Raw genomic sequence first — 13,331 nt, 5'->3', positions numbered from 1 at the left:
TATCTTTAATTAATTATTCATTCTTCATCCCCCTGCACCCCCTTCGAACATCATTTACCGCTTTTCAATCATAACTGCCACAAGGGGGAAAGCCCGCGTTCTCCGTTTCTGCCCCTTCAAAATTCATCATTCATAATTCCCATCCTCCGGCTGTGATTTTTTGGGTTCGTTTTTTCATCGATGAAAAAATGAACATTATCAATATCGAAAATTGTAACCCTTCAGTATCGTTAATGCTTTTTATATCCTGTTTCTCCACATTTCATACAAGCTTACAGCTGCCAGGTTCAGTAAGAATCGCTATTATCTATTCTTTCCTCCCTATTTAAAAATCCGTATCATTGTGCACTGAAAATTTATCACGAACTCATAACCCATTATACTCTGAGCGACGAAACGCCACATAATGATAACAAGCCCAATACCGGCAAAAAGCCCGGGAAGCAGTCCGAGGAATTTCCACTACAGGAATACCGCCTTGTGCCCGTTGAAGAGTGGGACGAGCGCCAGACCGAAGAACGGGAAATCGACCTTGTAGAGCTGGCCAAACATATTTGGGACGAGCGTTTTTTTATAGCTAAAGTGACCGGGGTTTTTATCGTTATTGGATTGCTGGTTGCGTTATTGGCCCCCAAAGAATACCAGACCGGGGCCACCCTGATGCCAGAGGTGCAATCAGAGCAAAGCGGGGCCAGTAGCCTACTGCAGCAGTACGGCGGACTGTTGGGTATGAGCGGCGGCGACCTGAATATGGGGCAACAGGGCATCATTCCGCCCACGCTCTATCCCCAGATCGTGCAAAGCCTGCCCTTTCAGCTGGAGCTGCTGAACAAAAGCGTGTATTTTGCTGAATTCGATACCACAACTACGGTGTATAATTTTTTCGACGAGGTCTATACGCCCTCCGTTTTCTCATACGTCACGGGCTATACCATAGGCCTGCCGGGTAAGATCATCGGGCTGATTAAGGGAGAAGGAGATGAGATAAAACGCCCACTGCCGCAGGGTTTTGCGACCGACTCAGTGGTATCGGTGACTAAGAGCCAGATGGAGGTAATTGAAAATATGCAGCAGCGCGTGACGGTTTCGCTGAACGAGGAATCCGGCGTTATCAATCTGTCAGTTGAGATGCCGGACCCTAACGCCGCGGCGCAGGTAGGGAAGACGAGTATTGCCTTGCTCAAGGAGTATATGACCAACTACCGTACCCGCAAAGCGCAGGAAGACCTGGAGCATGCACTTCAACAGTTGGAGGAGGTACGCCAGCGATTCGAGGAGGCCCAGAGCCGGCTTGCGGAGTTTCGTGACAGCAACGTGAACCTTGCTACCGCCCAGGCCCAGACCCGCGAGCAGCGCCTACAGTCGGAGTATGATATCGCGTTCAACGTTTATAACTCCCTTGCACAGCGAGTAGAACAGGCAAAACTAAAAGTTCAGGAGCAGACGCCGGTGGTTAGTATCCTGCAGCCGGTGCAGGTGCCGTTGGAGGATAATACGAGTGGAATGGTCATTTTAGTTTTAATTACAGTAGTCGGTTTCTTGCTTTCAATAGTATGGATACTTATTGAATATTTTGTGCGGAATAAAAATGACAGTGCTATTCAATAATATCCAGAATAAACAATGAAGGATGTACTTTCTAATGTGTTTTTGATGGTAAAAAGAGTAAAAAAAAAATTAGAGACCTTTCTTAACGAAAACCATCATTTAAAGGAAGTAACGAAAAAAGGTAGTTCTACTTTTGTATTCAAAGTTTTAGCTACTGGCGCAGCCTTCTTTTTTAATCTTATCTTGGCTAATGTATTTGGAGCAGAGGTAAGTGGAGAATATTTTTTAAGCCTTACGGTAATATTAGTAGGACTAATTTTTTGCAAAATTGGTCTTGACAAGTCGCTAATGAGATTCGTAGCAGAATATGTAGTCAAGGACGAAATTAGTCTAGTAAGAGATCTTTACATAAAATCGGTACTGTTAACTTTGGTAGTTTCGACTATATGTATAGCTCTAATTCAATTATTTGCTGATGAAATTGCAATTGCTTTTTTTGGGAAGAGTGATTTAGCCTTTTACTTGCAAATTATGAGTTTAGGACTTTTCCCTGCTGCATTAACTTCGATTAATGCGGCCGCTTTAAAAGGTTTAAAAGAGACTACTTTTGCAGCTATTACAGATCCCTTTTTATTTTCAGTGTTTAACGTAGTTCTTATTTATCCGCTTTATTTATTACTAGGTATTAAAGGAGCTGCTTATATATACGTTGTCTCTCAATTTCTTGCAGCAGGGATATCTTTTTTCCTTTGGGGAAAAAGTTTTGATCTATTTGGACAGAAAGGCTCAATGCCATATAGGAAAATATTAAATACTAGTTTGCCATTATTATTTGTTTCCTCAATGGAAATTATAATAAAATGGACAGATACGGTTGTACTAGGTGTCTGGGTATCATCGGCTGATGTTGGTATTTATAATATTGCTTTACGCATAGCACTTATAACAAGTTTTATACTTGTTGCAGTCAACAGCATTACGGCACCGAAGTTTTCTGAACTCTATCATAGTGGAGAAATTAAAGAGCTTGAAGATCTAGCACAGAATACTGCAGCCTTAATGGCTATTTTAGCTTTACCGGTACTTCTTTTTTGTCTGATTTTTCCCCACTGGATTTTAGGACTATTTGGGAATGAGTTTATTGCAGGAACAAATTCTGTAAGAATCTTAGCGGTAGGACAGTATCTAAATGTAATGATGGGCTCAGTCGGTTACCTATTGATTATGACAGGCTATGAGAAAACCATGCAGTATATAACATTATTTGTAGCATTTTTTAATATTGCGATTAATATTTTGATGGTTCCGATTTTGGGAATAGAAGGAGCTGCATTTGCAACAATGTCCACTTTGATAATTATGAATTTACTGGGATCAATATTTGTATTTAAAAAAATTGGAATAATCGTATTTCCTCTTTTAAAAAAAACAAGATCATATGAGTAGTGGTATCCCGATCTTTATTCTTGGCTGCCACAAATCTGGCACTAGTTTATTTCGTGCGTTGCTTGATGACCATTCAGAGTTGATGGTAATACCGTTTGAATCTCATTTTTTTAAACTTGCAGGGTATTGGATTGACTATCCACTTAAAAGAGGAGTTTTAGAAAAACTTACTCTGCAAGATAAGATTGAAAGACTGGTGAGTTATATTAAAACATTAAATAGGCAAAAGGATCAAGATCTAAAATATGCTGATAGCAATACCTCCGGTGAATGGGATATTGATTTGTTCAAGAGAACTCTGAATACAAATATTCAGAATACCGAGGAAGAGCTTTTTTATTCTTACGTAAATGCTATCTTTGACTCTTTGGAAATTAGAAAAAATGGTCAGGGGGATAAGATAGTTGAAAAAAGTGTAGAACATTTGGAATTGGTTCCTGTTATAAGATCCATTTTCCCAAATTCCAAATTTATACATCTGGTGAGAAATCCATATGCAAATTTAGTTGCCCTACGAAGAAAATACCAACAGTGTCCCTTCTTGCTGGATTCAGTCCAATCCATCTACAAATCTTTATATCATGCGAATAATAATGGTCTGGCTTTTGATGGGTATAAAATAGTCAGGTTTGAAGATGTAATACTTAATACAGGGTCAGTGTTACAAACGGTATCTGAATTTTTAGAGATAAAATACGAGTCGTCATTAGAGCAACCTACAAGCATGGGGGAACTCTGGGGGGGGAATAGTACATCGGATGCTACATTTAAAGGTATCTCCCAAAAACCTCTAAAGAACTGGAAAGATAAAGTCACTCCATTTGAGTTGGACCTTGTAAATACTTTATTAGGAGAAGTTTTAAGCCGCTTTGATTATAAAAAACGTATACCTGAAAAAACTACACAAGTTTATAAGTTCATCCCCGGAGAAAGTCTGAAGCGTTATGTGCTAAACAGGGCGATGTTGCAATACTTTAAACGAGTCAATAAGTATATCTAATTCATAGAAATGAAAATAGTAACTCTTACAACGGATTACCTTCCCAACATCGGTGGAATTGCCGCTCATGTTCACTATTTAACAGAGGCTCTTTCTAGACAAGGCCATAAAATTTTTTTAATACATGTAAAAAATGGCTCTCAGACAGGTGACATAAATAAAGAAATAGTTTCCGAAAACTTTTTTCTCTACACAGTAATAAATAATGAAGATCAGTCAAGGTTATTACGCGTTTATAACAGGGCGAAACAGATATTAAGGGTCTATAAAAAAATTATTGAAGAACATGGCAAAGTTGATATTGTGCATCAACATGATTTAAGAATGTGTAACTGGGCTATGAAGTTTATAAAAAGGAACAATGTGTGGATTTGGACAAATCACTCATCTGGTTTCCTAAAGTCGTCTAGAAATATCCTTCAACAATACTACTTAAAATTTTTGTACAAAGATGTTGATGGCATCATCACAGCCAGCACTGAAAGATTAAATAAAACAGCTGAAGTATTTGGTGATAGTTCAGAAAAAAAATTCATACCAAATGGGGTGGATACAAATATGTTTTTTCCTCGACAAGTAGATAAGTACCGGAATATTGATGTTAATATCGAGAAAGATTTCGTGGTATTATGTCCAAGCCGGATGGTACCTGTAAAAGGAATTATTTATCTAGCAGATGCTATTCAGAGTATTATTAAGAGTGCTCCAGATGTTAAGTGGAAATTTATTTTTTTAGGGAGTGATAGAGTTTTTAACACAGATGATAGCTACATCAGTAAGATTTATTCAACTTTAGAAGATTATATTCAGGATGGTAAGGTTAAAATGCTAGGTAATCTTCCACTGGAAGACATGCCAAAAGTAAATAATTTAGCTGATATTGTCGTCTTGCCATCATTAATGGATGCGGTTAGTCTTTCCGCCTTGGAAGCAATGGCATGTAAGGTACCCCTTGTTGCAACTAATATCGATGGGCTATCTGAGATTATAGAAAATGAGCATACTGGTCTTTTAGTACCACCTAAAAATAGTGAAGCTTTGGCTAATGCAATTTTAAAACTCCAAAAAAATGATGATTTGCGAAATTCACTAGCTACTTCAGGATATGATCTTGCGGTGAAAGAATATAGTTGGGATAGTATTGCCCAAAAAACAACTATCTTTTATAAAGATGTGCTGATTACCAAGAATGAACATTAATATTGTTGTCTAGAAATCATATTCTAATATCATGCGTATTTGCATAGGTCTCATATATGGTAGCTGAGATATTAGCATTTCTTATTGCGACCCTATTTTTTTTAAAGTGGTCAATGCGGGACATAAAGTACATGATGGCATATCTGCTTATTATTAGCCTGTTGTTCTCCGGGTTGTTACGTACAGTCAATTTTGGGGGAGTCAGGTTGGCCGGTGTGTACGCCCTTGGGTTGGTTACGCTTTACCTGGTGGTGAGTATTTATCAGAGACCCAAACTGGGATTAAAAAGACACGACCTTACACTCGGCATATTTGTTTTCTATTGTCTGTTCACATTAATTACCAGTCTCTATTACAACCGGTTTACAAGTGCACTGGTAGATTACTCTTGGTTCTTTTGGTTTATAGCCGTTGTATACCTTGTAATTCTGAATAATAGGGATAGTGAGTTATATGATCTTGTTCAAAAGATAATCTATATATCTGGTATTATACTCACTATTGGGGGCATTTTTAGATTTTTACTTGATCAAGGTTTCGTAAATACAACGGGCGACGTTTTTTACATTGTTGGTTCAAAGTCGGTAATCGTGGGGTTGGCATTCATCATTGCTTTCTATAATAATGTGAGGTACCGACGGCTTGTACTTTTTATCTTATTTATTGGTTTGGTTTTAAGCTTGAAAAGGCAGGTGTACCTGGGACTGCTCGCCGCCCTTTTTTTCAACTACGTGTTTTTCCGAAAAGACGTGGACTTCAAACACGTAGCAAAAATTACCGTGGTGGGTGTCGTAACAATTTTGGCTTTAACTCAGCTAAATTTAGCCAGCATTGGGCCTTTGAAGGGCGTGTTTGGAAAATTCGGAGGCGGTAATCTCCAGAATATGCTAACCGATCCGGCGGTAATGTATAGATTTGCATCCTACACTACGGCCATTAACGGGGTGCTGGAATCGCCCATACTGGGCGAAGGCTGGGGATCCAGTTTTGAGTTTAAGCTAGTTTTGGGAGGAGAGACTCAATATTTTGATCACTCACCCCACAATACCTTCCTCTGGATGGCTTATAAAGGAGGTCTCCCCATGTTATTTTTATATTCCTATTTGATATTTTATCCCTTCTATAAACTGTACAAAATCCGCAATAAAATATTGGAAAAAAGAAAATATAAAACTGTTTTTGGGATGTTGATACTGATCACGTTTGGATCCTTATTCTGGGATTACCATTCAGTTATGTTTTTAAGTGTTCCCTACTGGTTTGTTTGGGCGTTTGCTTACAAAACGGTAACACAATTTAAAACAACGAGAGTAGCTTTATGCCCAAAATAGTATGCTTTTCTACGTCCGAGTGGGATAATCTGCAATGGACCAATCGGCAGAATTTGATGTCAAGATTAGCCAGGAAGTATGAGGTTCTCTACATTGATCCCGGCATTCAGAGTAAAAGATATTACAAGCGTAAGCTTCTGAAAAACCCATTCCGTTTCCTTTTTACTTGGTGGAAGCAGACTGATGGGGTAACGGTTCTCAGTCCTGTTTTACTTTTTTTATATCGGGGACCCCATCTTTTGAGAGCACTCTCTTGGTTTATATTGAAGAAGATAGTATCCCATTATTTAGCAGGGCAAGAAGAAATCATTTTCTGGTATTATTCTCCTGAGGCGTTTGTCAGGACGAGAGATATGCCGGCCGTATTAAAAGTTTATGACTGTGTGGATTTCTATGAGGAATCCCCTTACTACGGCCAAAAAGAAAAAGAAAAAGAGCGCTTTCTCAATCTTGAAAAGCAAACGTTAAAAGTGGTTGACTTAACGATTTTTACTTCAAAACCTCTGGCTGATAATAAAGGAAAGTTTGCCAAGAATTATATCCTGGAAGAAAACGTCGCCGATGTTGCTATTTTTAAAGAAAAGGCAACTTTTAAAAGGCATCATCCAGGTGACCGTATTGATGTTTTCTACGTAGGTGCAATTAATAGTCACAAAGTAGACCTCACGTTAATCCAAAAGCTGGATAAGGAGGGGTTTGCTGTTACCATGATTGGTCCCATAGGAGGATGGGGAAGTTCTGATAATATTGATCCACAGAACTTGCAAAATGTTCGATTTTTAGGTCCTAAAGACCATGAAGAACTACCAGGATACATCGCGGAATCCAATGTCTGTATTATACCTTATAATATTAACGGCTATACTAGGGGCGTCTTCCCCTTGAAGCTTTTTGAATACCTTGCTTCAGGAAAACCGGTAGTTTCAACCGCTCTGCCCAGCTTGGCAGACTATGATAGCCTTATTTATCTCTCGGATGATCACGATTCTTTTATCAGCAATATTCGAAAATGTGTTGAACAAGACAGCAGGCAAAAATTTACCCGTAGAATAGAGGTAGCCAGTGAAAACAGCTGGGAAAAAAAGGTGGAACGAATAGATCAAAAAATATCAGAATTGATACATGAATGTACTCATTAGTGCACTGCATACCGATTCCAAAATTTCGGGAGTGGGTAACTATTCCGTCAATTTGATTAACAAGCTCGTGGAACAGCAACCGGACGATAAGTTTTATGTGTTGGTCAATAAACATATAAAAGGTGCGCTGAATAAGCATCCGAACCTGCAACCTATCGAGGTTCACCATACGAACACCTTAATAGGAACTATCAGAAAGCATCTTTTTCATTTCTTTTCTCTGGAACACTATGGGAAAAAGTACAACGCAGATGTTATCCATGTGTTAAATCCAATTCTATTGAGAAGCGGGGAAATTCCGATTATCGTGACTGTGCACGATCTGGCTGAATTGTATATCAAAAAGTACAATTACTTTCGGCAGATATATCGCATATTTTCCACATACAGATCATGTAAAAGCTCAGCTAAAATTATCTCCATTTCTGAGAACACAAAGAAAGATCTTGTCAATAAGTTTAAGATTTATAAACAAAAAGTGGACGTTATTTATCAGTCATATGGCGTTGAGCCAATACGCAATGGAGTTCCAGAAGAACCATTGAATGAGCACGGAAAATATTTTTTATTTGTGGGAAAAGGTCTGCCCCATAAGAATTTGGGTACGGTCTTGAAAGCCTTTTATCAGTATAAAAAAGAACATAATGATGAAATTCAGTTGGTAATTGTAGGGGAAGGAAATGAAGCTATCGTTAATGACTTTCAATATAGCCGTGCACTTGAGAAGGATGTAGTCGTAAAGGGGTATGTATCTAATGAAGAACTCCGGCAACTCTACAAAGGTGCTTTTTGCTTTTTGATGCCCTCGATTTATGAAGGCTTCGGCCTGCCCCTGATCGAGGCGATGGCATATGGTCTGCCGATCATTAGTTCTGATGCAGCCTGTCTACCCGAAATTACCCAAAATCAAGTATTGTATCATAACCCCCAAAATGTCAAAGAATTAAAAGAATGCATGATTCAGGTTGTCAATAGTGAAGAAGTAAGGCGTGAGATGATTAATAAATACCCTGCTATTCTAAGCAGTTATACTTGGAAAAATACCGCCCAAAAAACATTTGATATCTACAAAAAGGTTGGTAGAAATTAAGCCGAAACATGAGAAGTTATTTTTACAGCTCTATATTAATTGATTGATGAATACGAACGACGTATATATCACAAAATGCAAAGTGAGCAATCTGGAATTGGAAGAATTACTAGATGCAATACATATGTATGCTCGGGATGATAGTTCATCAGAACCCGCGATCATGCTCTCAGCAAATATTCATGGTATAAACCAAGCGTATAAGTATCAGTGGCTTTTAAGAATGAATAACAATGCCGAACTGGTTCGCAACGATTCTGCTGGCATTCAGTTAGCAGGTAAAATTCTTGGAATTCCCATCAAGGAGCGAATGACTTGGGCTGATTTTGGTTGGGATTTAGCTGAGTATTGTGAAAGAGAAGGCCTGACTATGTATTTTTTGGGTAATGAAGAGGGGATAGCCCAAAAAGCAAAAGATGAACTTTTGAAAAAGTATCCTGCTCTTAAAATTGTTGGTACCTATCACGGATTTTTTAAAAAGGAAGGAGAAGAAAACCAAAAAGTCCTCGAAGATATAAACAGACTAAAGCCGGATATTTTGGTAGTCGGTTTCGGAATGCCCTTACAGGAACGTTGGATATTGAAAAATAGAAGTAAACTTGATGTTGGGATTATCATGACAGGTGGTAACTGTTTTAACTTTCTTGCAGGTACTGAGTCGCGAGCACCCGAATGGATGCATAAAAATGGGTTAGAGTGGTTATTCCGATTTCTCAAGGAGCCAGTCAGAATGTTTGACCGATATATAATAGGGAATCCAGTATTTCTACTCCGTGTATTCAGGCAAAAGTTATTTAAACGCTCCACGAGTAGTAGCTAGAGTATCTTGCAAATACGTATGGGCTTCTTATCAACACTCCTATCCTTATTAATTATGTTAATATCGAGATGTTATCTATATGAAAGTTGATAATGTATCTTTGTTGGGAGTCAAATTTGCTAAATTGAATATTTGGCAACTAAACAGGTTGCTGGATGACTATATTCAAAATGATGAAAAAGCTATTATTGCTAACCATAATCTGCACAGTGTATATTTGTACCATCAGGTCTCTGAATTCCGTTCATTCTTCGATCTTGCTGATTTGGTTCATGCCGATGGAATGTCACTCATTTATTGGGGTAAACTACTTGGTTACAACCTCGATATCAAAAATCGGATCACATACTTGGATTGGATTAACCCACTTTTAGAGCTGGCAAATAAAAGAGAATGGAAGATTTTCTATTTGGGAGGTGAAAAAGGAGTCGCTCGAAAAGCAGCTTTGAGACTCCAAGATGAATACTCCAATATAAAATTTAGAACTCACCACGGCTTTTTTGAAACAACGAAAAAGAATAATATGCGAATCCTGGAAAAAATTAATGGTTTCAAGCCACATATTTTAATGGTTGGAATGGGTATGCCAAGGCAAGAGCTATGGATTAAACGAAACATAGAATCTATTAAATCAAATATTATACTACCTTCCGGTGCTTGTTTTGACTATATAGCCGGTACTGCTAAAACACCACCTCGGTGGTTAGGTAAATATAATTTGGAGTGGCTTTATAGGTTAGTAAGTGAGCCAAAGAGATTATCTTACCGATACCTAGTTGAACCCTGGCATCTAATACCAAAATTTATTATTGACATTCAGAAATTAGTTTTCAAGAATTCTGAAGAGTGATATTTGTTATACCAACTAACGAATTTGTTAATCCCTTCTCTTAAATTTGTCGTCGGTTTATAGCCAATTGTTTTATATAAATCCTCACAATCCGCCCAGGTGCGATACACATCTCCCGGCTGCATCGGCTTAAAGACTTTGTTAGCCTCGACGCCCAATGCTTCTTCCAGGATATTGACAAAATCCATAAGCTTAATGGGAGCGTTATTGCCAATATTGTACAACCGATAGGGAGCAGGTCCCACTTCGGGGCTTGGATGTTCAGCATCCCATTGGTTTGAAGGCTCGGGAATAACGTCCAGCAGTCGGAACAGTGCTTCCACGATATCATCCACATAGGTAAAATCGCGGTACATGTCGCCTTCATTGTATATCTCAATCTGCTGGCCGCTTTTAATAAGGTCGGTAAACTTGAAATAAGCCATATCCGGACGTCCCCAAGGGCCGTAAACCGTAAAGAAACGAAGTCCCGTCATGGGAATATCATACAGGTGCGAATAGGAGTGGGCCAGCATCTCATTTGACTTTTTGGTCGCCGCATACAGTGAAACCGGGTGGTCGGTATGGTCACTCACTTCGTAGGGCACTTTTTTGTTAGCCCCATAGACAGAAGAGGAGGAGGCAAATATCAGGTGCTCGATATCATGCTGCCGTGCGGCCTCGATAATATTATAAAATCCAATCAGGTTGCTCCGGATATAGACATCAGGGTTGTTAATGGAGTATCTTACTCCGGCTTGCGCGGCTAGATGATAGATTCTGCCGATATTATGTTCTTGAAAGACTTCCTCGATTTTGTCTTTATCAGAAATATCAGCTTTAACAAAAGAGAATTCACTACTTGTAACTTTTAACTCTTCAACGCGGTCTGTTTTGAGGTCCACTGAATAGTAATCGTTGAGGTCATCAATTCCGACAACCTGGTGTCCCTCCTGGAGTAATCGTTTGCTTAAATGAAATCCGATGAAGCCTGCTGCTCCGGTTACTAGTATAATCAACTGTTAGGGTATTTGATTTTTGGATAAATGTGAGCAAAACTAAGAATTGAGCTGCAATTTAAAAAAGAAAGACGGCAAAAATTTTTCTCAAGAGCATAGTTACTTCTTATCTGAAAGTGTACTATAATACCACACAATTTTATGAGACTGAGTTAATCTTATGATTTTTTAACACATGTAATCAATTCCTTTGAAACTACCAAACATTTTCCTATTATAGGCCTTCTATTTAACCCCTAAGTTGCGTGATTGGCTATAACGTTACTAACCGAAAAACTTAAATAACATTATGAGAGGCAATACCAAGGCATTATCCCTTGAAGATGGTGAAACTATGACGGTTCGCGAAAGTATTATCTCACAGGCAGAACTTGAAACCGATATAGAGTCCCTTGTACAGGATACCTTACCCCAAAGATTTCACGTTCTCGCAAAAAAACAATATTCCGGCAAACGGCTGCTGGATATCATGCTCTCCGGTATCGGTGTATTGGGATTACTTATCGTATTTCCGTTTATCGCTTTTGCAATAAAAATATCATCCCGTGGACCGGTAATCTTTAAGCAGCAGCGGACCGGTGTAAATGGTAAGTCGTTCACCTGCTACAAGTTTCGGACCATGCATATCCTGCAAAAGAGAACTGAAAACGGCGAGCCTGATATCACTAAAAAAGGAGATGCCCGTATCTTTAAATTCGGCAGTATCCTGCGAAAACTGAATCTGGACGAGCTTCCCCAATTATTTAATGTGCTCAAAGGAGACATGAGCCTGGTGGGGCCCCGTCCATACCCTGTAAAAGAGTGTGCGTACTGGAACTCCTCCTTCGAAGATTTCTTCTATCGCTACTCGGTAAAACCCGGAATTTCAGGGCTGGCCCAGGTAAAGGGATATCGCGGCGGCACGCTGGATGAAGAGCATATGCGGAAGCGACTGGATTATGACCTCATTTATGTTCAAAAAAGCTCATTTGGACTGGATATGAAAATAATCGGACGAACCATTCTGCAGATGATCCATCTGGATACCAACGGTCACTAAACCCAATTGATAAACAGCTTGACGGGCACAGCTCTTTTTAAAGGAGTTGTGCCTTTTTTGTTTCTCTTCTCTTTTTTTGGGAAATGGAAGGAGGAGAGGGATTAAGAAGCCCCAACAAGAAACAGGAGACTGTTTTTCCCAACCGAGGTGTCCCTTTTGTCTTGATACAAAAGGGACGAAAAAAATCAAGGCGGTGAATGGGGGGCACCCGCTGCCGCCTGTGCAGGCGTGGATGTTGATGGTCCGTTGCGCCGGTTGCCCGCTATCAAAGTCCTCACCGGTGCAACATCCACAAACGCCTGCTTCGGCTTTCGCGCCCCATTCAAGGCCGGGAAGGGCAGGTTTGCAATTTTTAGCTCATGCTCCCTCGTCAGACAGCACTTCTTCCGGTATCGGAACAATTGCTTGATACGTTCAAACGATCTCCCCTTCGAAATTCATCATTTCTAATTCTTCATTTTTCATTCCTCACTGAACACCCCCCTGCACCCCCTTCGAACATCATTTACCGCTTTTCAATCATAACTGCCACAAGGGGGAACCCCCCGCGCTCTTTTTCCCGGTACCCCTTCGAAATTCATCATTTTTAATTCTTCATTCAAAATTCCAGCCGCCTTCCGGCCTAGGATTTATGAGCCGCCCGGGACAAGCGCAGCGGCGGCGCGGGTTAGTTATTTGTTACCGGTTACTAGTATTGGATTGTTGAGAATATGGTAGCAAGCAGCCCCGGGGTCTGGGGAATGGCGGCAGGCAAAAGGGGAGAGGCGGCCGGCGTTTGAAAGCAACCGGCCGGGAACGAGCTGGTAAGGGGAACATCTACCATTCCCCAGCGGCTTTTTTGGTTCGTTTTTTGGCCGTACAAAAAATGAA

General features: G+C 39.7%; 12 protein-coding genes. 10 read left to right on the top strand and 2 right to left on the bottom strand.

Annotated elements, in window-relative coordinates; genetic code table 11:
• Window positions 1-480 precede the first annotated feature (480 nt).
• The 9 genes from ACG2F4_RS18415 to ACG2F4_RS18375 all read left to right on the top strand — a co-directional run bounded on the left by ACG2F4_RS18415 (window position 481) and on the right by ACG2F4_RS18375 (window position 10,424).
• Complete coding sequence (locus ACG2F4_RS18415; protein WP_395262415.1) at window positions 481-1,608, top strand: Wzz/FepE/Etk N-terminal domain-containing protein; 1,128 nt, start codon at window positions 481-483, stop codon at window positions 1,606-1,608.
• Between the two features lie 15 nt (window positions 1,609-1,623).
• Window positions 1,624-2,994 (top strand): flippase, encoded by a 1,371-nt coding sequence (locus ACG2F4_RS18410; RefSeq protein WP_395262414.1) that lies wholly within the window; start codon window positions 1,624-1,626, stop codon window positions 2,992-2,994.
• Complete coding sequence (locus ACG2F4_RS18405; RefSeq protein ID WP_395262413.1) at window positions 2,987-3,994, top strand: sulfotransferase family protein; 1,008 nt, start codon at window positions 2,987-2,989, stop codon at window positions 3,992-3,994. The genes ACG2F4_RS18410 and ACG2F4_RS18405 overlap by 8 nt, the downstream gene beginning before the upstream one ends.
• Before the next feature lie 9 nt (window positions 3,995-4,003).
• Window positions 4,004-5,194: a glycosyltransferase family 4 protein gene (locus tag ACG2F4_RS18400; protein WP_395262412.1), complete on the top strand. Its 1,191-nt coding sequence runs from the start codon at window positions 4,004-4,006 to the stop codon at window positions 5,192-5,194.
• Window positions 5,195-5,250: 56 nt separating this feature from the next.
• Window positions 5,251-6,525: an O-antigen ligase family protein gene (locus ACG2F4_RS18395; RefSeq protein WP_395262411.1), complete on the top strand. Its 1,275-nt coding sequence runs from the start codon at window positions 5,251-5,253 to the stop codon at window positions 6,523-6,525.
• Window positions 6,526-6,581: 56 nt separating this feature from the next.
• Window positions 6,582-7,664 carry a glycosyltransferase gene (locus ACG2F4_RS18390; RefSeq protein ID WP_395262410.1) on the top strand — a complete coding sequence of 361 codons (1,083 nt, stop codon included), beginning with the start codon at window positions 6,582-6,584 and terminating at the stop codon, window positions 7,662-7,664.
• Window positions 7,648-8,754: a glycosyltransferase family 4 protein gene (locus tag ACG2F4_RS18385; protein WP_395262409.1), complete on the top strand. Its 1,107-nt coding sequence runs from the start codon at window positions 7,648-7,650 to the stop codon at window positions 8,752-8,754. Before ACG2F4_RS18390 ends, ACG2F4_RS18385 begins: the two co-directional genes overlap by 17 nt.
• An 82-nt stretch (window positions 8,755-8,836) precedes the next feature.
• The gene (locus ACG2F4_RS18380; RefSeq protein WP_395262408.1) at window positions 8,837-9,574 is read left to right on the top strand and encodes a WecB/TagA/CpsF family glycosyltransferase; all 738 of its coding nucleotides are present in this window, start codon (window positions 8,837-8,839) and stop codon (window positions 9,572-9,574) included.
• Between the two features lie 79 nt (window positions 9,575-9,653).
• Window positions 9,654-10,424, top strand: a complete 771-nt coding sequence (locus ACG2F4_RS18375; protein ID WP_395262407.1) for a WecB/TagA/CpsF family glycosyltransferase — start codon at window positions 9,654-9,656, stop codon at window positions 10,422-10,424.
• Here ACG2F4_RS18375 and ACG2F4_RS18370 read toward each other — a convergent pair.
• On the bottom strand, window positions 10,391-11,422 hold the full coding sequence (locus tag ACG2F4_RS18370) for an NAD-dependent epimerase (RefSeq protein ID WP_395262406.1): 1,032 nt from the start codon (window positions 11,420-11,422) through the stop codon (window positions 10,391-10,393). The two genes, ACG2F4_RS18375 and ACG2F4_RS18370, sit on opposite strands and share 34 nt — an antisense overlap.
• Before the next feature lie 289 nt (window positions 11,423-11,711).
• Between ACG2F4_RS18370 and ACG2F4_RS18365 the strand changes: the two genes are divergently transcribed.
• Window positions 11,712-12,461 carry a sugar transferase gene (locus ACG2F4_RS18365; protein WP_395262404.1) on the top strand — a complete coding sequence of 250 codons (750 nt, stop codon included), beginning with the start codon at window positions 11,712-11,714 and terminating at the stop codon, window positions 12,459-12,461.
• A 688-nt stretch (window positions 12,462-13,149) separates the two neighbouring features.
• Here the strand turns inward: ACG2F4_RS18365 and ACG2F4_RS18360 are convergent.
• Window positions 13,150-13,331, bottom strand: a 182-nt coding sequence (locus ACG2F4_RS18360) for a hypothetical protein (protein ID WP_395262402.1), incomplete at its 5' end; no start/stop codon positions are given.

This window comes from Halalkalibaculum sp. DA3122, assembly GCF_043951865.1.
In the GTDB taxonomy this organism is placed as follows: domain Bacteria; phylum Bacteroidota; class Rhodothermia; order Balneolales; family Balneolaceae; genus JAMQKA01.
This window is presented reverse-complemented; position numbering and strand designations above follow the sequence as displayed.

Bases quoted from the DNA above. Each gene is read 5' to 3' on its own strand.
- ACG2F4_RS18410 (WP_395262414.1), top strand. From the start codon at position 1,624: ATGAAGGATGTACTTTCTAATGTGTTTTTGATGGTAAAAAGAGTAAAA.
- ACG2F4_RS18405 (WP_395262413.1), top strand. From the start codon at position 2,987: ATGAGTAGTGGTATCCCGATCTTTATTCTTGGCTGCCACAAATCTGGC.
- ACG2F4_RS18400 (WP_395262412.1), top strand. From the start codon at position 4,004: ATGAAAATAGTAACTCTTACAACGGATTACCTTCCCAACATCGGTGGA.
- ACG2F4_RS18395 (WP_395262411.1), top strand. From the start codon at position 5,251: ATGGTAGCTGAGATATTAGCATTTCTTATTGCGACCCTATTTTTTTTA.
- ACG2F4_RS18390 (WP_395262410.1), top strand. From the start codon at position 6,582: ATGTCAAGATTAGCCAGGAAGTATGAGGTTCTCTACATTGATCCCGGC.
- ACG2F4_RS18385 (WP_395262409.1), top strand. From the start codon at position 7,648: ATGAATGTACTCATTAGTGCACTGCATACCGATTCCAAAATTTCGGGA.
- ACG2F4_RS18375 (WP_395262407.1), top strand. From the start codon at position 9,654: ATGAAAGTTGATAATGTATCTTTGTTGGGAGTCAAATTTGCTAAATTG.
- ACG2F4_RS18365 (WP_395262404.1), top strand. From the start codon at position 11,712: ATGAGAGGCAATACCAAGGCATTATCCCTTGAAGATGGTGAAACTATG.